Origin of the sequence: Burkholderia sp. Bp9012 (genome assembly GCF_003853825.1) — a bacterium.
In the GTDB taxonomy this organism is placed as follows: domain Bacteria; phylum Pseudomonadota; class Gammaproteobacteria; order Burkholderiales; family Burkholderiaceae; genus Burkholderia; species Burkholderia diffusa.
Window position 1 is genome coordinate 81923 of sequence record NZ_QTQA01000009.1, and the last position, 20119, is coordinate 102041.

The 20119-nt window shown below is 67.7% G+C and carries 19 protein-coding genes; 11 read left to right on the top strand and 8 right to left on the bottom strand.

Features of this window, described 5'->3' with window-relative positions:
• The first annotated feature begins 3 nt into the window (after positions 1 to 3).
• The 4 genes from araH to pyrF all read left to right on the top strand — a co-directional run bounded on the left by araH (position 4) and on the right by pyrF (position 3862).
• A complete protein-coding gene (gene araH / locus DIE11_RS14225) occupies positions 4 to 1020 on the top strand; it encodes an L-arabinose ABC transporter permease AraH (protein ID WP_059465359.1) in 1017 nt (338 codons plus the stop codon).
• A 23-nt stretch (positions 1021 to 1043) separates the two neighbouring features.
• The gene (locus tag DIE11_RS14230) at positions 1044 to 1859 is read left to right on the top strand and encodes an SDR family NAD(P)-dependent oxidoreductase (protein ID WP_124624784.1); all 816 of its coding nucleotides are present in this window, start codon (positions 1044 to 1046) and stop codon (positions 1857 to 1859) included.
• A 74-nt stretch (positions 1860 to 1933) separates the two neighbouring features.
• Complete coding sequence (locus tag DIE11_RS14235) at positions 1934 to 2995, top strand: aldose 1-epimerase (protein ID WP_124624787.1); 1062 nt, start codon at positions 1934 to 1936, stop codon at positions 2993 to 2995.
• A gap of 39 nt (positions 2996 to 3034) precedes the next feature.
• A complete protein-coding gene (gene pyrF, locus DIE11_RS14240) occupies positions 3035 to 3862 on the top strand; it encodes an orotidine-5'-phosphate decarboxylase (RefSeq protein ID WP_011350899.1) in 828 nt (275 codons plus the stop codon).
• Between the two features lie 255 nt (positions 3863 to 4117).
• Here the strand turns inward: pyrF and DIE11_RS14245 are convergent, their stop codons facing one another.
• From DIE11_RS14245 to thiL, 3 genes are read right to left on the bottom strand one after another with little or no spacing between them, the layout of a single operon-like run.
• Positions 4118 to 4618, bottom strand: coding sequence for a CinA family protein (locus DIE11_RS14245; RefSeq protein ID WP_059608214.1), 501 nt, complete (start codon positions 4616 to 4618; stop codon positions 4118 to 4120).
• A gap of 31 nt (positions 4619 to 4649) precedes the next feature.
• Positions 4650 to 5192 (bottom strand): phosphatidylglycerophosphatase A, encoded by a 543-nt coding sequence (locus tag DIE11_RS14250; protein WP_059608215.1) that lies wholly within the window; start codon positions 5190 to 5192, stop codon positions 4650 to 4652.
• Complete coding sequence (gene thiL / locus DIE11_RS14255; protein WP_108064731.1) at positions 5182 to 6216, bottom strand: thiamine-phosphate kinase; 1035 nt, start codon at positions 6214 to 6216, stop codon at positions 5182 to 5184. Before thiL ends, DIE11_RS14250 begins: the two co-directional genes overlap by 11 nt.
• A gap of 100 nt (positions 6217 to 6316) precedes the next feature.
• Between thiL and DIE11_RS14260 the strand changes: the two genes are divergently transcribed.
• The 3 genes from DIE11_RS14260 to DIE11_RS14270 all read left to right on the top strand — a co-directional run bounded on the left by DIE11_RS14260 (position 6317) and on the right by DIE11_RS14270 (position 10050).
• Positions 6317 to 8659, top strand: coding sequence for an NADP-dependent malic enzyme (locus tag DIE11_RS14260; protein WP_269467503.1), 2343 nt, complete (start codon positions 6317 to 6319; stop codon positions 8657 to 8659).
• Between the two features lie 379 nt (positions 8660 to 9038).
• Positions 9039 to 9470 carry a ribonuclease gene (locus tag DIE11_RS14265; RefSeq protein WP_006760307.1) on the top strand — a complete coding sequence of 144 codons (432 nt, stop codon included), beginning with the start codon at positions 9039 to 9041 and terminating at the stop codon, positions 9468 to 9470.
• A gap of 16 nt (positions 9471 to 9486) precedes the next feature.
• Positions 9487 to 10050, top strand: a complete 564-nt coding sequence (locus DIE11_RS14270) for a barstar family protein (protein WP_124624790.1) — start codon at positions 9487 to 9489, stop codon at positions 10048 to 10050.
• A gap of 340 nt (positions 10051 to 10390) precedes the next feature.
• On the opposite strand, the gene DIE11_RS14275 is transcribed toward DIE11_RS14270, so the two are convergent.
• The 3 genes from DIE11_RS14275 to speE all read right to left on the bottom strand — a co-directional run bounded on the left by DIE11_RS14275 (position 10391) and on the right by speE (position 12655).
• Positions 10391 to 11158 (bottom strand): 16S rRNA (uracil(1498)-N(3))-methyltransferase, encoded by a 768-nt coding sequence (locus tag DIE11_RS14275; protein ID WP_124624802.1) that lies wholly within the window; start codon positions 11156 to 11158, stop codon positions 10391 to 10393.
• 17 nt (positions 11159 to 11175) lie between these two features.
• Entirely contained in the window at positions 11176 to 11592 is a 417-nt protein-coding gene (locus DIE11_RS14280; RefSeq protein WP_124624805.1) for a glyoxalase/bleomycin resistance/extradiol dioxygenase family protein, read from the bottom strand.
• A gap of 205 nt (positions 11593 to 11797) precedes the next feature.
• Positions 11798 to 12655, bottom strand: coding sequence for a polyamine aminopropyltransferase (gene speE, locus DIE11_RS14285; RefSeq protein WP_124624808.1), 858 nt, complete (start codon positions 12653 to 12655; stop codon positions 11798 to 11800).
• Positions 12656 to 12871: 216 nt separating this feature from the next.
• Here speE and tkt point away from each other — a divergent pair, with 216 nt between their 5' ends.
• Both tkt and gap read left to right on the top strand, forming a co-directional pair.
• Positions 12872 to 14944: a transketolase gene (gene tkt, locus DIE11_RS14290; protein WP_059608220.1), complete on the top strand. Its 2073-nt coding sequence runs from the start codon at positions 12872 to 12874 to the stop codon at positions 14942 to 14944.
• 86 nt (positions 14945 to 15030) lie between these two features.
• A complete protein-coding gene (gap, locus tag DIE11_RS14295; RefSeq protein WP_006485712.1) occupies positions 15031 to 16041 on the top strand; it encodes a type I glyceraldehyde-3-phosphate dehydrogenase in 1011 nt (336 codons plus the stop codon).
• Positions 16042 to 16117: 76 nt separating this feature from the next.
• Here gap and DIE11_RS14300 read toward each other — a convergent pair whose 3' ends face one another.
• Positions 16118 to 17008, bottom strand: a complete 891-nt coding sequence (locus tag DIE11_RS14300; RefSeq protein WP_124624811.1) for a LysR family transcriptional regulator — start codon at positions 17006 to 17008, stop codon at positions 16118 to 16120.
• Positions 17009 to 17157: 149 nt separating this feature from the next.
• Between DIE11_RS14300 and DIE11_RS14305 the strand changes: the two genes are divergently transcribed.
• The gene (locus DIE11_RS14305; RefSeq protein WP_059608222.1) at positions 17158 to 17931 is read left to right on the top strand and encodes an SDR family NAD(P)-dependent oxidoreductase; all 774 of its coding nucleotides are present in this window, start codon (positions 17158 to 17160) and stop codon (positions 17929 to 17931) included.
• 9 nt (positions 17932 to 17940) lie between these two features.
• A complete protein-coding gene (locus DIE11_RS14310; RefSeq protein ID WP_124624814.1) occupies positions 17941 to 18999 on the top strand; it encodes an L-idonate 5-dehydrogenase in 1059 nt (352 codons plus the stop codon).
• A gap of 248 nt (positions 19000 to 19247) precedes the next feature.
• Here the strand turns inward: DIE11_RS14310 and DIE11_RS14315 are convergent, their stop codons facing one another.
• Entirely contained in the window at positions 19248 to 19970 is a 723-nt protein-coding gene (locus DIE11_RS14315; protein WP_175815302.1) for a FadR/GntR family transcriptional regulator, read from the bottom strand.
• Positions 19971 to 20119 lie beyond the last annotated feature (149 nt).

Here is a 20119-nt window from a genome sequence, read left to right on the forward strand (position 1 = left end):
ATCATGCAAGTCAGGGAAAACCTCGCCAGCGCAGCCGTGAAGCCGTCGGCCGACGCGCTGGTTCCACAACAGAGCGACCGCCAGAAGTGGTGGCAGCACCTCACCGAATACAGCCTGATCGCGATCTTCGCGGTGATGTTCGTGACGATGTCGCTGACGGTCGATCATTTCTTCTCGATCGACAACATGCTCGGCCTCGCGCTGTCGATCTCGCAGATCGGGATGGTCGCGTGCACGATGATGTTCTGTCTGGCCTCGCGCGACTTCGACCTGTCGATCGGCTCGACCGTCGCGTTCTCGGGCGTGCTGTGCGCGATGGTGCTGAATGCGACCGACAACACGTTCGTCGCGATCGTCGCGGCGGTCGCGGCCGGGGCGGCGATCGGCTTCGTGAACGGCGCGGTGATCGCGTACCTGCGCATCAACGCGCTGATCACGACGCTCGCGACGATGGAAATCGTGCGCGGGCTCGGCTTCATCGTGTCGAAGGGGCAGGCGGTCGGCGTGTCGTCGGATACGTTCATCGCGCTCGGCGGGCTGTCGCTCTTCGGCGTATCGCTGCCGATCTGGGTCACGCTCATGTGCTTCATCGTGTTCGGCGTGCTGCTGAACCAGACCGTGTACGGCCGCAACACGCTCGCGATCGGCGGCAACCCCGAGGCGTCGCGCCTCGCGGGGATCAACGTCGAACGCACGCGCGTCTACATCTTCCTGATCCAGGGCGCGGTGACGGCACTCGCCGGCGTGATCCTCGCATCGCGCATCACGTCGGGACAGCCGAACGCGGCGCAGGGCTTCGAGCTGAACGTGATCTCGGCGTGCGTGCTCGGCGGCGTGTCGCTGATGGGCGGCCGCGCGACGATCTCGGGCGTCGTGATCGGCGTGCTGATCATGGGCACCGTCGAGAACGTGATGAACCTGCTGAACATCGACGCGTTCTATCAGTATCTGGTGCGCGGCGCGATCCTGCTCGCGGCCGTGTTGCTCGACCAGCTGAAGAACCGCGGCGTACGCGACTGACCGATTCCACGGAGACGATTCGCATGACCATCGAAACTTCCGCGCAGGATTCGCGCGCCGCGAGCGACGCACGCTATGCGTGCTACCCGAGCCTCGAGGATCGCGCGGTGCTGATCACGGGCGGCGCGACCGGGATCGGCGCGGCGTTCGTCGAGCATTTCGCGCGGCAGGGCGCGCGCGTGGCGTTCGTCGATCTCGACGCGCACGCGGGCCAGGCGCTCGCGGAAACCCTCGCGCAGGCGCCGGACGTGCACCACGCGCCGCTGTTCATCCCGTGCGACCTGACCGACATCGACGCGCTGCGCCATGCGATCGACGCGATCCGCGCGCGCATCGGCGCGATCGCCGTGCTCGTGAACAACGCGGCGAACGACACGCGCCACGCGATCGGCGACGTGACGCCCGAGTCGTTCGACGCGGGCATCGCGGTGAATCTGCGCCATCAGTTCTTCGCCGCGCAGGCGGTGATCGACGACATGAAGCAGTGCGGCGGCGGCGCGATCATCAATCTCGGTTCGATCAGCTGGATGCTGAAGAACGGCGGCTACCCCGTCTACGTGATGGCGAAGGCGGCCGTGCAGGGCCTCACGCGTGGGCTCGCGCGCGATCTCGGCTCGTTCGGAATCCGCGTGAATTCGCTGGTGCCCGGCTGGGTGATGACCGACAAGCAGCGCAAGCTCTGGCTCGACGACGCGGGCCGTGCGGCGATCAAGGTCGGCCAGTGCATCGACGCCGAGCTGCTGCCGGACGATCTCGCGCGCATGGCGCTGTTTCTCGCGGCCGACGACAGCCGGATGATCACCGCGCAGGACGTGGTGGTCGACGGCGGCTGGGCCTGATTGCCGATGTTCGAATTCGCGCGGCACCGCGCGACGACCCGTATCACTTCATCGACGAAGGAAAGGAGCTCACCATGACCGCCACGTCCTCGCGCGCATCGTCGTCCACGAGCCAGTCGCGCCGCGCGCGCCTGGCTGCCGCCGCGCAGCCCGTCAGCGCCGGCCCGCAGACCGCCGCATTCGCGCAGGGCGTCGGCACCGCGCATGCGGCGGTCGTCACGCTGTCGAATGCGGCGCTGCGGCTCGACGTGCTGCCGCATCTGGGCGGCGGCATCGCGCGCTTCGACTGGCGCGGCGATCACGGCGCGCTGGTGCCGGTGTTCCGGCGTTGCGAGCACCCGGAAACGGCGACGGACCCGAACGCGCTCGCCTGCTATCCGCTGCTGCCGTACTCGAACCGGATCGGCAACGGCCGTTTCGAATGCGACGGGCGCAGCGTCGCGGTGCCGCGCAACCGCCGCGACGAACCATTGCCGATTCACGGCGACGGCTGGCTCGCGCCGTGGCAGGTGGACGACGCAACCGACACGACGCTGCAGCTGTCGCTCGATCGCGCGAGCGGCGCGCCGTACGCGTTTCGCGCGATCCAGTCGTTCGCGCTCGACGATACGACGCTGTCGATCGCGCTGACGATCGAAAACGCGGGGCGTGCACGGCTGCCGTTCGGGCTCGGCATGCATCCGTTCCTCGTGCGCGACGACGCGACCGAGCTGGCCGCGGCCGCGGGCGGCCTGTGGCTGTCGGGTACGGATTTCCTGCCGGTGCGGCACGTGAGCGTGCCGCCGGCCTGGCAGTTCGGCGTCGCATATCCGTTGCCGGCGACGCTCGTCAATCATGCGTTCACCGGCTGGGGCGGCCACGCGACGGTGAGCTGGCCGCGCCGCGGGCTGTTGTTGACGATCGCGGCCGACGCCGATGCGTACGTGCTCTATACGCCGCCCGGCGAGCATTTTTTCTGCTTCGAGCCGGTCGATCATCCGATCAATGCGGTGAACCTGCCGGGCGGCGCGGCCGCGCATGGGATGACGCTGCTCGCGCCGGGCGAGCGGCTCACGCGGCGTTTCGCATTCACCGTCGAGCGGTCCGATGCGCGCATCGACGCCGCCGCGCGCGAAGGACGCCGGCGACGCGGGTAAAATACGCGGTCTACCAACGGTTTGCCGCGAGTATCCGCCATGTCTTCCCCGCTTACTTTCATCGAATCGCTGCGCGCCGCGTGGCAGCGCACGAATTCGCTGCTGTGCGTCGGCCTCGACCCCGAGCCGTCGCGCTTTCCCGTGCAGTTCGACGGCCAGCCCGACGCGATCTTCGAATTCTGCCGGCAGATCGTCGACGCGACCGCGCAATACGCGAGTGCGTTCAAGCCGCAGATCGCGTACTTCGCCGCGCATCGCGCGGAAGATCAGCTCGAGCGCCTGATCGCGCACATCCACCTCCAGCATCCGGGGCTGCCCGTGATCCTCGACGCGAAGCGCGGCGACATCGGCAGCACGGCCGAGCAGTACGCGCGCGAGGCGTTCGAGCGCTATCGCGCGGACGCGGTCACGGTGAACCCGTACATGGGCTACGACTCGGTGGAGCCGTACTTCGAGCATGAAGGCAAGGGCGTGATCGTGCTGTGCCGTACGTCCAACCCGGGCGGGTCGGACCTGCAGTTCCTCGACACCAACGGCCGGCCGCTGTACCAGGTCGTGGCCGACCTCGCGGCGAACAAGTGGAATGCGAAGAACGGCCAGCTCGGCCTCGTGGTCGGTGCGACGTTCCCGAAGGAAATCGAGATCGTGCGCGGGATCGTCGGCGACATGCCGCTCCTGATCCCCGGCATCGGCGCACAGGGCGGCGACGTGCAGGCGACCGTCAACGCGGGCCGCACCGCCGACGGCACCGGGATGATGATCAACTCGTCGCGCGCGATCCTGTACGCGAGCAAGGGCGAGGATTTCGCCGAAGCCGCCGCGCTCGCCGCGCAGAAGACGCGCGATACGATCAACGCGCATCGCTGAAATAGCGCTGAAACGCAGGCCGCCCGCCCGGGCGGCCTTTCACCGCCGAACCCGCATCCGCGGGCCGCGCGGCTGCTTCGCGTGTCTGCCATCCTGGCGCACGCGAACAACGTCCCGTCGCTTGCGCACCGCATGCCTGCGCGGCCGAAGGCGCTCGGCCTGCCGGTCACGGCGGACAAGAACTGGATCGTCGTGAAGCCCGACGCAATTCAGTCGGCGGGCAGGGGCGGCCGCCCCTGCCGCTGCGCCGGCGAATCAGCCTTCGCGCTCGTCGAGCAGCTTCAGCAGCCCGCGCAGTGCATGCGCGGCCGCCTGCGCGCGGATCTGCTCGCGGTCGCCCTTGAACACGAGGGTCTCGACGTCGGTATGCAGCCGGTTGCTCCATGCGAACGACACGGTGCCGACCGGCTTCTTCTCGCTGCCGCCGGCGGGACCGGCGATGCCGGTGACGGACAGCGCGACCTGCGCGCGGCTGTTGCGCAGCGCACCTTCGGCCATCGCGCGTGCGACCGGCTCGCTGACGGCGCCGTGTTTCTCGATCAGGTCGGATGGAACGCCGATCATGTCGATCTTCGCCTGGTTCGAGTAGGTGACGAAGCCGCGCTCGAACCACTGGCTGCTGCCGGAGATGTCGGTGATCGCGGCGGCGATCATGCCGCCCGTGCAGGATTCGGCGGTGGCGAGCGACAGGTGCTCGTCACGCAGCTTGTTGCCTGCGCGGATCGCAAGCTGATGGACGACGGAATCGGTTGGCATGCGCGTCGGGAAACGGGAGTCGGGAAATCGGTCAGCCGACGACGGAGCGCCAGGCGGCGATCACGAGCAGCGTCATGAACGCGGCGATCAGGTCGTCGACCATGATGCCGAGCCCGCCTTTCACGCGACGGTCGAAATAGCGGATCGGCGGCGGCTTGAGCATGTCGAAGAAGCGGAACACGACGAACGCCCACAACTGGCCGATGAAGGTCGCGGGCGTGACGAACAGCATCACGAGCCAGATCGCGACGATTTCGTCCCAGACGACGGCGCCCGGATCGGACGTGCCCATCTTTCGTGCGGTGAAACCGGTGATCCACGTGCCCGCCGCGAAGCCGACCGCGATCAGCGCCCACCATTCGGGCACCGTCAGGTAGCGATTGAGCACCACGAACGTGAGCCAGCCGAACAGCGAGCCGAACGTGCCGGGCATGAACGGCGCGAGCCCGCTGCCGAAGCCGAGCGACACGATGTGCGCCGGGTGCGACAGCATGAAGCGCGCCGTGGCGCGCTGCGGCACGTTCCGGGCGGCGCCGGGCGCGGCCGCGGATTGCCCGGTCGGGTCAGTCTGCATGGAAGTGGTCGAAACCGTGCAACGTGAGAGTCAGGGGGGCGCCGGCGGCGTCGCGCCACGCGATCGCGGGCTGCTCCGACGGCGAGGACAACGCGCGTATTGTACCGACTCGCGTCACCCGGACGCCGGCGCTCGCGCCCGCTGCCTCGATCGTCGCGCGGGCCGCGGCCGGCGCGGTGAAGCACAGTTCGTAGTCGTCGCCGCCGGCGAGCATGCAGCGTCGCTGCACGTCGGGCGGCAGCGTCGCGAGCGCGGCCGAGCGCGGCACCGCGTCGGCGTCGATCTCGGCGCGCACGTTCGAGCGGGTCAGGATGTGCTGCAAGTCGCCGGCGAGGCCGTCCGAGATGTCGAGCGCCGCATGTGCGACGCCCGCGAGCGCAAGCCCGAGCGCGATGCGCGGCTCGGGACGCTCGAGCGCCTGCCGGAACACGGCGGCTTCGTCCGCGCCGGCGGTCCATTCGCCGCGCGCGAGTCCGAGCCCAGCACGGGCGTCGCCGAGCGTGCCGGACACCCAGACGTCGTCACCGTCACGCGCGGCATCGCGCCGCAACGCCGCGTCCGGCGAGACTTCGCCGAACACGGTCACGCACAGGTTCAGCGGCCCGCTCGTCGTGTCGCCGCCGATCAGTTCGCAGCCGAACCGCTCGGCGAGCGCGAACAGCCCGTTGCTGAACGCCTCGAGCCACGCCGCGTCCGCGCGCGGCAGTGCGCACGCGAGCGTGAACGCGCGCGGCTCGGCACCCATCGCCGCGAGATCCGACAGGTTGACCGCGAGCGTCTTGTGGCCGAGCGCGTCGGGTGCGACATCGGGGAAGAAATGGCGGCCTTCGACCAGCATGTCCGTCGAAATGGCCAGCAATTTGCCGGATCGAGGCGCGATCAGCGCGCAATCGTCGCCGATGCCGAGCGTTGACGCACGCGCCCCCCGGGCCGCGCGGCGCGCGAAGAAGCGATCGATCAGCGAAAACTCGGACAGGGCGGCTGGCACGGCGGACGGACCCGGAAGCGGTGAAGGGAACGGCATTGTACGCAGCGAACGGCGCCGTTCCTGCACCGTTCAGTACATTTTTGTCGCGGCTGTCGCACCCGAATCGCCGGTCTGGCGGCCTTCGATTGGCGCTACAATGCCGTCGAACAGTTATTCTAATCCGCCCGTCAAGAGACACATGTCGACCCAAGCCTCCTCCAAAGCCAAGCTCCGCGAAGCCGCACTCGACTATCACGAATTCCCGACGCCGGGGAAAATCGCGATCGCCCCGACCAAGCAGATGATCAACCAGCGCGACCTCGCGCTCGCGTATTCGCCGGGTGTCGCCTACGCGTGCGAGGAGATCGTCGAGAACCCGCTGAACGCCGCGCGCTTCACCGCGCGCAGCAACCTGGTCGGCGTCGTTACGAATGGCACCGCGGTGCTCGGGCTCGGCAACATCGGCCCGCTCGCGTCGAAGCCGGTGATGGAAGGCAAGGCCGTACTGTTCAAGAAGTTCGCCGGCATCGACGTGTTCGACATCGAGCTGAACGAGTCGGACCCGCACAAGCTGGTCGACGTGATCGCCGCGCTGGAGCCGACTTTCGGCGGGATCAACCTGGAAGACATCAAGGCGCCGGACTGCTTCATCGTCGAGCGCGAAGCGCGCAAGCGGATGAAGATCCCGGTGTTCCACGACGACCAGCACGGCACCGCGATCGTCGTGGCCGCGGCCGTCACGAACGGCCTCAAGGTCGTCGGCAAGGACATCAAGAAGGTGAAGCTCGTCGCGTCCGGCGCGGGTGCGGCCGCGCTCGCGTGCCTGGACCTGCTGGTCGACATCGGCCTGCCGCTCGAGAACATCACCGTGACCGACCTGGCCGGCGTGGTCTACAAGGGCCGCACCGAGCTGATGGATCCGGACAAGGAGCGTTTCGCCCGCGAAACCGACGCCCGCACGCTGGCCGAGGTGATCGACGGCGCGGACATCTTCCTCGGCCTGTCGGCCGCCGGCGTGCTGAAGCCGGAGATGGTGAAGGGCATGGCCGAGCGCCCGCTGATCCTCGCGCTCGCGAACCCGACGCCGGAAATCCTGCCGGAAGCGGCGCTCGAAGTGCGCCCCGACGCGATCCTCGCGACCGGCCGCACCGACTATCCGAACCAGGTCAACAACGTCCTGTGCTTCCCGTTCATCTTCCGCGGCGCGCTCGACGTCGGCGCGACGACGATCACGCGTGAAATGGAGATCGCGGCCGTGAACGCGATCGCCGAACTCGCGCAGCACGAGCAGAGCGACATCGTGGCGACCGCGTACGGGATCCAGGACCTGTCGTTCGGGCCCGAATACCTGATTCCGAAGCCGTTCGATCCGCGGCTGATCGTCAAGATCGCGCCGGCCGTCGCGCAGGCCGCGATGGACGGTGGCGTCGCGACGCGCCCGATCGAGGACATGGAGGCGTACCGCGTTCACCTCCAGCAGTTCGTGTACCACAGCGGCACGACGATGAAGCCGATCTTCCAGCTCGCGCGCAGCGCGCCGGCGGAGAAGAAGCGCGTCGTGTTCGCGGAAGGCGAGGAAGAGCGCGTGCTGCGCGCCGTCCAGATCATCGTCGACGAGAAGCTCGCGACGCCGATCCTGATCGGCCGTCCGTCGGTGATCGAGCACCGTATCCAGCGCTACGGCCTGCGCCTCACGCCGGGCACCGACTTCACGGTCGTCAACACCGAACACGACGAGCGCTACCGCGACTTCTGGCAGACGTACTACAAGATGATGGCACGCAAGGGCATCAGCGAGCAGCTGGCCCGTGTCGAGATGCGCCGCCGCACGACGCTGATCGGCTCGATGCTGGTGAAGAAGGGCGAAGCGGACGGGATGATCTGCGGCACGATCAGCACCACCCACCGCCACCTTCACTTCATCGACCAGGTGATCGGCAAGCGCCCTGGCTGCAGCGTGTACGCGGCGATGAACGGCCTCGTGCTGCCGGGCCGCCAGATCTTCCTGGTCGACACGCACGTGAACGTCGATCCGACCCCGGAGCAACTTGCCGAGATCACGATCATGGCCGCGGAAGAAGTGCGCCGGTTCGGCATCGAGCCGAAGGTCGCGCTGCTGTCGCACTCGAATTTCGGTACGAGCAACGCGCCTTCGGCGCAGAAGATGCGCGATACGCTCGCGATCCTGCAGGAACGTGCGCCGGAGTTGAAGGTCGACGGCGAAATGCACGGCGACGTCGCGCTCGACGCGGCGCTGCGCAAGGAAATCCTGCCCGAATCGACGCTGGAAGGCGATGCGAACCTGCTGATCCTGCCGAACATCGATGCCGCGAACATCGCGTACAACCTGCTGAAGACGGCCGCCGGCAACAACATCGCGATCGGGCCGATCCTGCTGGGCGCAGCCCAGCCGGTGCACGTGCTGACCGAATCGGCGACCGTTCGCCGCATCGTCAACATGGCGGCGCTGCTGGTCGCCGACGTGAACGCCGCACGCTGAGCCGGAACGAACCGCGCGGCAACGGTCGAACCGGTGCCGCGCGCCGGGCGAAATTGTAAACAAAAGCAAAAAGAGGCGTGCCCGCAAAGGGCACGCCGTCGGGCAGGGCGCAAACGCGCTTCCCGCAAGCAGCAGCAGCATCTCTCCACTCCGGGTAGCGAGCGTGGCAAGGAGGCAGGGTCTTGCCATACGAGAGATGCCGCCGGTATTTTATCTCATGTAAGATATATGTAGTCTTGTTTCGGTAAAAAATGCACGATTCCGGGCGGCGCCAGCCTTTCGATTCCCAAACGAACATTGATTCGCGCGGACAATAGCGCTACGCTAACGCCTTTGGTTGGTCGTCAACTACTTGATTTAACAGCGGGAACCCTGGTTCATGGCACGCAAGTGGCTCCGCAACGGCGCGCTCGCGTCCGTCTTCGCGATGTTCGCGATGGGTATCGTCGGTACGCCGACGGGCAGTCTGGTTTCCGCCGCTTACGCACGGCAGGCCGTTTCGGCCGACCTGGCCGTCGGCGGGGTCGATACGATCCCGACCGCCCGTCTGCCGCGCGAGGCCGTGACCACGCTTGGCCTGATCGGCGCCGGTGGCCCCTATCCGTACGAGAAAGACGGCGTCGTCTTCGGCAACCGCGAGCGGATCCTGCCGAAGGCGAAGCGCGGCTACTACCACGAGTACACGGTGCCGACGCCGCGCGCACGCAATCGCGGCGCGCGCCGGATCGTCTGCGGCGGGCCATTGCGCCGGATCGACAACTGTTATTACACGGACGACCACTACAACAGTTTTAAACGTATTGTTGAATGACTTCGGGATGAACGGCATGAGCGACTCCATCTACGCGCACGATACGGTGGCGGCGGAACTGTTCGCGGCCGGCGACGGCAATCTGTTTCAGCGCGTGATGCAACTCCACGCGGCGGCACAGGCCGGCGTCGGCCCGGAGCAACAGGAAGCCGAGCCCGGGCTTTCATCGAACGAGGAGCCTATGAGCCTTTTCACGACCGTGCGACCCAATCTCGTGCAGTCGATCCGCGCGTTCCGCGTGCAGGATCTTGCCGACGAAGCCAGCCGGCTCGGCCAGCATTTCCTGTATGCATATTGCGGCGCCGCGCAGTCGAAGCAGGAAGTGATGGAGACGATCGCGACGTCGTTCCTGTTTCCGAAGCATTTCGGGAAGAACTACGATGCGCTGTACGACTGCCTGACCGACCTCGTCGCGAAGGCCGGCGCGCAGCCCGGTTTCGTGATCGTCCTGGAAGGGCTGCCGATCGCGCAGAAATTCGACAAGGAAGGGCGCGAGACGCTGCTCGACGTGTTCCGCGAAGCCGCCGAATTCTGGGCCGAGCGCAAGGTCGCGTTCCGCGTGTTCTATTCGTTCGCGTAAAGCGCGAATCTGTCGGCCGCCTGAACGCGGCCGATCCGGCAAAAGGCCCGCCTCGCGCGGGCTTTTTTGCGTCCGCGCGACGCAGGCAGGACGGAGGTGCCGGATGCGTCGCCGGTGACGCGCGCGATGACGGGCACGATCGATCTTGACAGCCTCGATGTCGGCTGGGTAACCGGCAGCCTGCAACACGTGCTGACGCCAGTGCTCGACGCATTGCTCAACCTGATGCCGCACCGCTCGTCGAGTGGCAAGTCGCAGCAAGCCGCAAGATCGAAACGCGCCGCATTCACGTGGCGACCCCGCGGGCCGGGGCGCCGCGGGTCGCGGCACGTCGGGTTCGTCACCAGCCGCCCCAGCGCGCGGCCAGCGCCGCGAGCACAGCCGCGCCGGCCGTCTCGGTGCGCAGCACGCGCGGGCCGAGCGACAATGCGGTGAACCCGTGTGCGCGTGCCGCATTTTCCTCGTCCGGCGACAGCCCGCCTTCGGGGCCTATCAGCAGCGTGACTGCCGCCGCGGGCGGCGCGTCGGGCAGCGACGCGAACGGGATGCTCGCGCGCGGCGACAGCAGCAGCCGCAGTTCGCCGTCGGACGGCGCGGCCGGCAGCGTGTCGAGCCAGGCGCCGAAGCCGCGTACCGGCGCGACGTCGGGCACGCGGTTGCGCCCGCATTGTTCGCACGACGCGCGCACGACGCCGCGCCAGTGCGCAACGCGCTTGTCCGCGCGCTCCCCCGACAGTTTCACGACGCCGCGCGCGGTCGACAGCGGCACGACCGCAGCGACGCCGAGCTCGACGGCCTTCTCGATCACCCAGTCCATCTTGTCGCCGCCGGCGATGCCTTGCGCGAGCGTCACGCGATAGGGCGGCTCGGCCTCGGACGGGTCGAACGCTTCGATCTGCGCGAGCGCGCTGCGCTTGTCGATCTCGACGAGCCGCGCGCGGTACTGGCCGCCGCTGCCGTCGAACAGCGCCAGCGCGTCGCCGGGCTGCAGCCGCAGCACTTGCGCGTGACGCGCGACGTCGGCCGGCAACGCGAGCGTCGCGTCGGTGCGCAGCGCCGCCTCGACGAAAAAGCGCGGCACGGCCGCGGTGGTGGTGGCTTCAATCATGCGTATCGCGGCTCCGTTCATGCGCTCAGGCGGCGCGCGAGCGCCCAGCGATAGCCGTCGAGATCCTCGATCTGCGCGAAGCGGTCGCCCCAGAATTGGTCTTGCGGTGCGGTCAGCGATTTCGCGCCCGAATCGAGCGCGCGCTGCCAGGTCGCGTCGACGTCGTCGACATACAGGTAAAACGACTGCGGGGCGGTTGCGCCCGCACTCTTCGGCGTGAGCGCGGTGGAGCCGAACGCGCCTTCGGGCGCGAACATCACGATCAGTTGCCCGCGGTAGGTCATCTCCACGTGCATGATCGCGCCGTCCTCGTCGAGGACGTCGCGCAACTCGAAGCCGAATGCGGCCTGGAAGAACTCGATGGCCGCATGCGCATTGCGCACGGCCAGGTAAGGCGTCAACCAAGGCACGTTGGCCGGACGTGGATCGGTCATGAAATCTCCTGTCGAACGGTGTTGGCGCTTGAGCGGTTACTCCGGTCCCATGTTTTGCAGTCCAACGGGTATTGGCGCGCGGGCGCCCGGTGCGGTGCCGCGGATACGCCGGCTGCCCGCGTGCATCGTTCCGGGCCTGCGCGTCGCGGGTCGAGCGCGGGAGAAAGCGCGGCCAGCCCGCAGAACGATACGTCCGCCCGGAAGCTCAGCGGCGAACGCCCAGTGTATCGCGCAGCGCGCGCGGCAGGGCAAAGAGGGCTGCATGGAGTCGCGCATCGTAGTAGCGCAGGCCCTGCACGCGGCGCGCGGCGAGACGCTCGTCGATGTCGTGCGCGAACAGCGCGGCCGCATCGAGCGTGTCGCTCGCGATCGCCATCAGCCATTGGGATCCGTACAGCGGCACGTGCGCGGACAACGGATCGACGACCGCGAAGCTCGCGCGCAGGTCGGCGAGCAGCGCGGCGATGCGCGCCGCGTGGAACACCGGCGAGCCGAGATGCATCGAGATCGCGCCGCACGGCGTGAGGATCCGCTTGAGTCGCGCGTAGAACTCGCGCGTATAGAGGCCGGCCGCCGGCGAATCGGGTGGCGTGAGGTCGAACACGACGAGGTCGAAATGCTCGACGGTCGACGTGACGAAACGCGCGGCGTCGCCGATCACGACCTCGACGCGCGGGTCGTCGAGCGCGCCCTGATGCACGTCGTCGAGATAGCGGCGTGCCATGCCGACCACCTCGTCGTCGAGTTCCGCGACGACGATCCGCTCGATGCACGCGTGCTTGAGCAACTGACGCGCCGCGCCGCCATCGCCGCCGCCGAGCACGAGCGCCTTGCGCGGGCACGGATGCGCGAGCGCGGCCGGGTGCGTCATGCACTCGTGGTACACGTATTCGTCGCCGACCGACGTCATCGGCCGTCCGTCCAGCGTGAAGAGGCGGCCGAGCTGCGGGGTGTCCCAGACTTCGATGTGCTGGTGCGGCGACGCGACGTGCGCGAGCCGGCGTGCGTTCGGGAAGCCGTACGCAGCGTCGGGCGTGGGATGGAAGAGAAGGGTCGTGTTCACGGGCGGGCCGCTCGGGGCGGGCAGTTCCGACGCCTGAATTATAGGAGGCGTGCGGTTCCGCGGAAAAGCGTGCCGGAACACCGCGCGCCGACAAGGGAAATGTCAGCCCATCTGTTAAAATGACGAGCTTTGCAGCCCCGTCCGTAGGCTCCGTCCGCTTCGCGTCCGTCAGGCGCCGCACCGCGCGCCGGGAACGATTGACGCTCGAGCTTCCGGATGCCGCCGTGCCCCCGTTTCCTCGACTCGTTCTCCGGACTCGACATGACGACTTCGTCTCCCGCCTCTACCACCCTGATGGCCAACGCGATCCGTGCGCTCGCGATGGACGCCGTCCAGCAAGCGAACTCCGGCCACCCCGGCATGCCGATGGGCATGGCCGAAATCGGCGTTGCGCTCTGGTCGCGCCACCTGAAGCACAACCCGACGAACCCGCACTGGGCAGACCGCGACCGCTTCGTGCTGTCGAACGGCCATGGCTCGATGCTGCTTTACTCGCTGCTGCACCTGACCGGCTACGACCTGCCGATGGAAGAGCTGAAGAACTTCCGCCAGCTGCATTCGAAGACGCCGGGCCACCCCGAATACGGCATCACGCCGGGCGTCGAGACGACCACCGGCCCGCTCGGCCAGGGTCTCGCGAACGCGGTCGGCATGGCGCTCGGCGAAGCGCTGATGGCCGACGAGTTCAACCGTGACGGCGCGAAGATCGTCGATCACCACACGTACGTATTCCTCGGCGACGGCTGCCTGATGGAAGGCATCTCGCACGAAGCCTGCTCGCTCGCGGGCACGCTGAAGCTGAACAAGCTGATCGCGCTGTACGACGACAACGGCATCTCGATCGACGGCGACGTCGTCAACTGGTTCCACGACGACACCCCGAAGCGTTTCGAGGCCTACGGCTGGAACGTGATCCCGAACGTGAACGGCCATGACGTCGACGCGGTCGACGCGGCGATCGCGAAGGCGAAGCTGTCGGACAAGCCGACGCTGATCTGCTGCAAGACGGTGATCGGCAAGGGCGCGGCGACCAAGGCCGGCGGCCACGACGTGCATGGCGCTGCGCTCGGCGCGGAAGAAATCGCGAAGACGCGCGAAGCGCTCGGCTGGAAGTGGGAGCCGTTCGTGATTCCGCAGGAAGTCTATGCGGCATGGGACGCGAAGGAAGCCGGCAAGCGTGCCGAGTCCGACTGGGACGCGACGTTCGCGCAATATCGCGCGAAATTCCCGGCAGAAGCCGCTGAATTCGAACGCCGGATGGCCAACAAGCTGCCGGCCGACTGGGCCGAGAAGGCCGCGGCGATCATCGCCGGCGCGAACGAGCGCGCCGAGACGGTCGCGACCCGCAAGGCATCGCAGCAGGCGATCGAAGGGCTGGCTGCCGCACTGCCGGAACTGCTCGGCGGCTCGGCCGACCTGACCGGCTCGAACCTGACCAACTGGAAGGCATCGAAGGCGGTCCGCGCGAATCCGGAAGGCGCGGGCGTCGTGCTGGGCAACCACATCAACTACGGCGTGCGCGAATTCGGCATGAGCGCCGCGATCAACGGCCTCGCGCTGCACGGCGGCCACAAGCCGTTCGGCGGCACGTTCCTGACGTTCTCCGACTACAGCCGCAACGCGCTGCGCGTCGCCGCGCTGATGAAGGTCCCGTCGATCTTCGTGTTCACGCACGATTCGATCGGCCTCGGCGAAGACGGCCCGACGCACCAGTCGATCGAGCACGTGTCGAGCCTGCGCCTGATCCCGAACCACGACGTATGGCGTCCGGCCGACACGGTCGAGACGGCCGTCGCATGGACCCACGCGGTTGCCGCGGATCGTCCGTCGAGCCTGATCTTCAGCCGCCAGAACCTCGCGTTCAACCCGCGCACGGATTCGCAGATCGCGAACATCGAGAAGGGCGGCTACGTGCTGAAGGACTGGGACGAAGAGATCGTCGCGCGCAAGATCATCCTGATCGCGACGGGCTCGGAAGTCGAACTCGCGATGAAGGCCGTCGAGCCGCTCGCGCAGCAGGGCATCGCAGCCCGCGTCGTGTCGATGCCGTCGACCAACGTGTTTGACCGCCAGGACGCCGAATACCGCGAACGCGTGCTGCCGCACGGCGTGCGCCGCGTCGCGATCGAAGCGGGCGTGACCGCGTTCTGGCACAAGTACGTCGGCCTCGAAGGCGGCGTCGTGGGGATCGACACGTTCGGCGAATCGGCCCCGGCCGGCGTGCTGTTCAAGTACTTCGGCTTCACTGTCGAGCACGTCGTCGAGACCGCGAAGGCCGTGCTGGCCTAAAACCATTCGCGACGCGCGCTACCCCCGCGCGCGTCGCACCGTGAAGCTGCACGAAACGAATTTTTTCAGCCATCAGGAGATAGACCATGACGATTCGCGTCGCAATCAACGGCTACGGCCGTATCGGCCGCAACACGCTGCGCGCGTTTTATGAAAACGGCAAGAAGCACGATCTCGAGATCGTCGCGATCAACGACCTGGGCGATGCGAAGACCAACGCGCACCTGACCCAGTACGACACCGCGCACGGCAAGTTCCCGGGCGAAGTGTCGGTCGACGGCGACTACCTCGTCGTGAACGGCGACAAGATCCGCGTGCTGGCGAACCGCAACCCGGCCGAACTGCCGTGGGGCGAGCTGGGCGTCGACGTCGTGATGGAATGCACGGGCTTCTTCACGACGAAGGAAAAGGCGAGCGCGCACCTGAAGGGCGGCGCGAAGAAGGTGATCATCTCGGCGCCGGGCGGCAAGGACGTCGACGCGACGATCGTCTACGGCGTGAACCACGACGTGCTGAAGGCCGAGCACACCGTCATCTCGAACGCATCGTGCACGACAAACTGCCTCGCGCCGCTCGTCAAGCCGCTGAACGACAAGATCGGCCTCGAAACCGGCCTGATGACGACGATCCACGCGTACACGAACGACCAGGTGCTGACGGACGTGTACCACGAAGACCTGCGCCGCGCGCGTTCGGCCACCCACAGCCAGATCCCGACGAAGACGGGCGCTGCGTCCGCCGTCGGCCTCGTGCTGCCGGAACTGAACGGCAAGCTCGACGGTTACGCGATCCGCGTCCCGACGATCAACGTGTCGATCGTCGACCTGTCGTTCATCGCGAAGCGTGACACGACGGTCGAGGAAGTCAACGCGATCATGAAGGAAGCATCGGAAGGCGCGCTGAAGGGTATCCTCGGCTACAACGACGCGCCGCTGGTGTCGATCGACTTCAACCACAACCCGGCGTCGTCGACGTTCGACGCGACGCTGACCAAGGTGTCGGGCCGCCTCGTCAAGGTGTCGAGCTGGTACGACAACGAGTGGGGTTTCTCGAACCGCATGCTGGATACGGCTGTCGCGTTCGCGAACGCGAAGTAATCCCGCACGTCGCGCGGCCGCCGCAAGGCGGCCGGCGTGGCGAACGAGCCCGGCCCGGTTTTTCCGGCCGGGCTTTTTATTGCCCGGCGTTCGCCGTCACATGTTCGAGCGCGTCGACGAACGCGCGCTTCAGCGGGCTGTCGAGGTCGGTCCACGCGAGCCCGATGCCGGTCCGGTGCCCGGCCAGGTCGAGCGGCCGCGCGAGCACGTTCGGCGGCAACGCGCTCGCGGCTTCCGCCGGTATCAGCCCGATCCCCATCCCGGCCGCGACGAGCGCGAGCATCGTCGTGAATTCCCCGAACTCCTGCGCGATCTCGAGCGTCGTGCCCGCGCGGCTCAGCGCGAGCAGCATGTCGTCGTGAAAGCCGGGCGCGTAGCGGCGCGCGAGCACGAACGCGGGCTGTCCGCGCAACGCGGCCGGCGTGATCGTCTCGTGCGCGGCAAGCGGATGGTCGAGCGGCAGCGCGACGACGAAGCCTTCCTCGAGCACCACGCGCGTGTCGATTCCCGCATACGCGGCCGGCAGCCGGATCATTCCGAAATCGATGCGCCGGTCGCGCAGCGCGGCGATCTGGTCGGGCGTCGGCAGATCCTTCAATTCGAGCGCGATCAGCGGATAGCGCTCGCGCATCGTGCGCAGCACGGCCGGCAACAGCGCCGGCAGCACGGACGACACGAACGCGATGCGCAGCGTGCCGATCTCGCCGCGGCTCGACAGCCGCGCCATCTGCTCCGCACGCGCGGCTTGCTGCAGCGTCGCCCGCGCCTCGGGCAGGAACACGCGTCCGGTATCGCTGAGTTCGACCTTGTGGCGGTCGCGCTCGAACAGGCGTGTGCCCAGATCTTCCTCGAGCGCCTTGATCTGCATGCTCAGCGCGGACTGCACGATGAACAGGCGCTGCGCGGCGCGCCCGAAATGCAGCTCTTCAGCGAGCGTGACGAAGGCGCGCAATTGCTTGAGTTCCATGGTGGGGGGGCGGCAGCGGACGGTGATCGGATTTCATGATAACCGGATCAAAAAAGACCATTGGCGCGGCCCCGGCCGAGCGCCGAAGATACGCTCATCGCGAGACCGGCCGCGACCGGCGGTCGGCTCGATGGCACGAGGAGACATGCATGAGCAACGCGCTTGACCGGTTCCGGCTGGACGGCCGCCGCGCACTGATCACGGGTTCCGGACGCGGGATCGGGCTGACACTCGCCCGCGGGCTCGCGGAGGCCGGCGCGGCGATCGTGATCAACGATCGCAATGAGGAGAAGGCCGCGACGCTCGCGCACCATTTCCGCGAGGAAGGCTTCGCGGCCGATTACGCGGTGTTCGACGTAGCCGAGCATGCGCAGGTGCGTGCGGCAATCGACGATTTCGAGGCGCGCGTCGGCGCGATCGACATCCTCGTGAACAACGCGGGCATCCAGCGCCGCGCGCCGCTCGATGCATTCGAGCCGGACGACTGGCACGCGCTGATGCGCGTGAATCTCGACGGCGTGTTCAACGTCGCGCAGGCGGTGGCGCGCCACATGATCGCGCGCGGCCGCGGCAAGATCATCAACATCTGCTCGGTGCAGAGCGAGCTTGCGCGGCCGACGATCGCGCCGTATGCGGCGACGAAGGGCGCGGTGCGGATGCTGACGAAAGGGATGTGCGCCGACTGGGCGCGTCACGGCATCCAGGCGAACGGCCTCGCGCCAGGCTATTTCGAGACGGAGCTGAACCGCGCGCTGGTCGACGACGCGGCGTTCTCAGAATGGCTCTGCAAGCGCACGCCGGCCGGCCGCTGGGGACGCGTCGACGAGCTGTGCGGCGCCGCGATCTTCCTCGCATCGGCCGCATCCGATTTCGTGAACGGCCAGACGCTGTTCGTCGACGGCGGCCTGACCAGCGCCGTATAGGAGAACGTCATGCGTATGCGTTGCATGTGTCTCGTGATCCACGGTCCGAACGACCTGCGGCTCGAAGAGCAGGACGCGGGCGAGATCGGCCCGGGCCAGGTGCGCGTCGATGTCGCAATGGGCGGCATCTGCGGCTCAGACCTCCATTACTTTCGGCACGGCGGCTTCGGCGCGATCCGGCTGCAGCAGCCGATGGTGCTCGGCCATGAAGTGGCCGGCACGGTGGCGGCCGTTGCGCCGGACGTGACGTCGGTGACGGTCGGCGATCGCGTCGCGGTGAATCCGAGCCGCCCGTGCGGCGCGTGCCGCTACTGCCTGGAAGGGCTCCCGAACCAGTGTCTCGACATGCGCTTCTATGGCAGCGCGATGCGCATGCCGCACGTGCAGGGCGCATTTCGCAACGCGCTCGTGTGCGATGCCGCGCAGTGCGTGAAGGTGGCGGACCATGTGCCGCTGTCACTCGCGGCGCTCGCCGAGCCGTTCGCGGTCGGGCTTCATGCGGTGTCGCGCGCGGGCCCGCTGATCGGCCGCCGCGTGCTCGTGTCCGGGTGCGGGCCCATCGGCGTGCTGGCGGTCGCGGCGGCGCGCGTGCACGGCGCGGCGGAGATCGTCGCGACCGACGTGGTCGATGCGCCGCTCGGGGTTGCCCGCGCGCTCGGCGCGGATCACGCGATCAACGCGTCGACGGACACCGGCTGGGTCGCGCGCTACGGTGCCGACAAGGGGACGTTCGACGTGATGATCGAGTGTTCGGGCAATGAGCGCGCATTGCGCGACGGTCTCGACGTGATGCGGCCGCGCGGCATCGTCGTGCAGCTCGGGCTCGGCGGCGATGTCAGCCTGCCGCAGAACGTCGTGGTCGCGAAGGAACTGTCGATATGCGGTTCATTCCGCTTCCATGCGGAATTCGCGCTCGCGGTGCAACTGATCAATGCGCAGCGCGTCGACTTGCGCCCGGCCGTGACGGGCGTGTTCCCGATGCGCGACGCGAACCGCGCGTTCGAGCTGGCCGGTGACCGGCAGCGTGCGATGAAGGTGCTGATCGATTTCACGCACGAGGGGGCATGATCGTCCACTGATGGCGCGACGGCGCGCATGCAGAAAAGGCACGCCCGCGATTTGCGGAGCGTGCCTGTTTCATTGGCCGGCGCGAAAGCGGGCGACTGCGTGACTTGCCGCGCGGTGCAGCTCACCGAATTCGGCGAGGTCCATGCGCGTCACGCGCGCGCTCGCGTATCGCGATCCTTCGGGAGGATGACCGGCACGACCGGAGAATGGGCTGCCGCGGCGGCCGGGATCGCCGGCCGACGGCGGCGTCAGGTGCCCGGCGTCGGGAAGAAGATGCCCGCGCGTTGCGCGGCGTTCTCGATGTGCGTCTCGATCGCCGTACCGGCCGCGGCCGCATCGCGGGCGATCAGCGCGTCGACGATCGCGCGGTGCTCGTGCCACGTCGACAGCAGCAGCTCGCGCCGGTAGAACGGCATGCGCTGGCTTTCCTTCATGATGTCCGCGCTGCTGCGCAGCACCGACTCGATCGCCGCGTTGCCCGCGAGATGGATGATCCGCATGTGGAAGTCGAAGTCGAGCCGCGACGCTTCGTCGAGTGCGCTCTCGGTCAGCGCGACGTGCAGGTCGGCGAGGTTGTCCTCGAACCATGCGATGTCGTCGTCGGTGACGACGTGCGCGGCCATCCGCGCGGCGAATCCTTCGAGCGCATAGCGCATCTGGTACGTGTCGGGCGGCGACGACTGCTCGGCGAATTGCCACGGATGGGCGGCCGTCGCCTGGGCGCTTTCGACATACACGCCCTTGCCGGCGCGGATGCGCAGCATCCCGAGCGCCTCGAGCGTGGAGAGCGCCTCGCGCAGCGACGCGCGGCTGATCTCCAGCTCCTCGGAGAGCTGGCGCTGGGCCGGCAGCAGGCTGCCGACCGGATACACGCCTGCCTCGATCCGGTCGCGGATCGTCGCGATGGCGGCGTCGGTCACGGTGTGCGGAACGTTTTTCATGATGTGAACGATGGCCGGTCTGACCGGCATTGTAATCCGCCTGCGCGCGGTGCATGACCGGCCTACGGGAAAGTCACGATCCGCCCCTGCATGGGCGGGAAATCCCTATTTTGTTCGCCCTTGACGCGACTATATCGGCTTCCTACTATCCACCATAACATCACTGGTCTTACCAGTAT

Coding starts and splice junctions, on each gene's coding strand:
- araH (WP_059465359.1), top strand. CDS start 4: ATGCAAGTCAGGGAAAACCTCGCCAGCGCAGCCGTGAAGCCGTCGGCC.
- DIE11_RS14230 (WP_124624784.1), top strand. CDS start 1,044: ATGACCATCGAAACTTCCGCGCAGGATTCGCGCGCCGCGAGCGACGCA.
- DIE11_RS14235 (WP_124624787.1), top strand. CDS start 1,934: ATGACCGCCACGTCCTCGCGCGCATCGTCGTCCACGAGCCAGTCGCGC.
- pyrF (WP_011350899.1), top strand. CDS start 3,035: ATGTCTTCCCCGCTTACTTTCATCGAATCGCTGCGCGCCGCGTGGCAG.
- DIE11_RS14245 (WP_059608214.1), bottom strand. CDS start 4,618: ATGCCAACCGATTCCGTCGTCCATCAGCTTGCGATCCGCGCAGGCAAC.
- DIE11_RS14250 (WP_059608215.1), bottom strand. CDS start 5,192: ATGCAGACTGACCCGACCGGGCAATCCGCGGCCGCGCCCGGCGCCGCC.
- thiL (WP_108064731.1), bottom strand. CDS start 6,216: ATGCCGTTCCCTTCACCGCTTCCGGGTCCGTCCGCCGTGCCAGCCGCC.
- DIE11_RS14260 (WP_269467503.1), top strand. CDS start 6,317: ATGCCGTCGAACAGTTATTCTAATCCGCCCGTCAAGAGACACATGTCG.
- DIE11_RS14265 (WP_006760307.1), top strand. CDS start 9,039: ATGGCACGCAAGTGGCTCCGCAACGGCGCGCTCGCGTCCGTCTTCGCG.
- DIE11_RS14270 (WP_124624790.1), top strand. CDS start 9,487: ATGAGCGACTCCATCTACGCGCACGATACGGTGGCGGCGGAACTGTTC.
- DIE11_RS14275 (WP_124624802.1), bottom strand. CDS start 11,158: ATGATTGAAGCCACCACCACCGCGGCCGTGCCGCGCTTTTTCGTCGAG.
- DIE11_RS14280 (WP_124624805.1), bottom strand. CDS start 11,592: ATGACCGATCCACGTCCGGCCAACGTGCCTTGGTTGACGCCTTACCTG.
- tkt (WP_059608220.1), top strand. CDS start 12,872: ATGCCGCCGTGCCCCCGTTTCCTCGACTCGTTCTCCGGACTCGACATG.
- gap (WP_006485712.1), top strand. CDS start 15,031: ATGACGATTCGCGTCGCAATCAACGGCTACGGCCGTATCGGCCGCAAC.
- DIE11_RS14300 (WP_124624811.1), bottom strand. CDS start 17,008: ATGGAACTCAAGCAATTGCGCGCCTTCGTCACGCTCGCTGAAGAGCTG.
- DIE11_RS14305 (WP_059608222.1), top strand. CDS start 17,158: ATGAGCAACGCGCTTGACCGGTTCCGGCTGGACGGCCGCCGCGCACTG.
- DIE11_RS14310 (WP_124624814.1), top strand. CDS start 17,941: ATGCGTATGCGTTGCATGTGTCTCGTGATCCACGGTCCGAACGACCTG.
- DIE11_RS14315 (WP_175815302.1), bottom strand. CDS start 19,970: ATGCCGGTCAGACCGGCCATCGTTCACATCATGAAAAACGTTCCGCAC.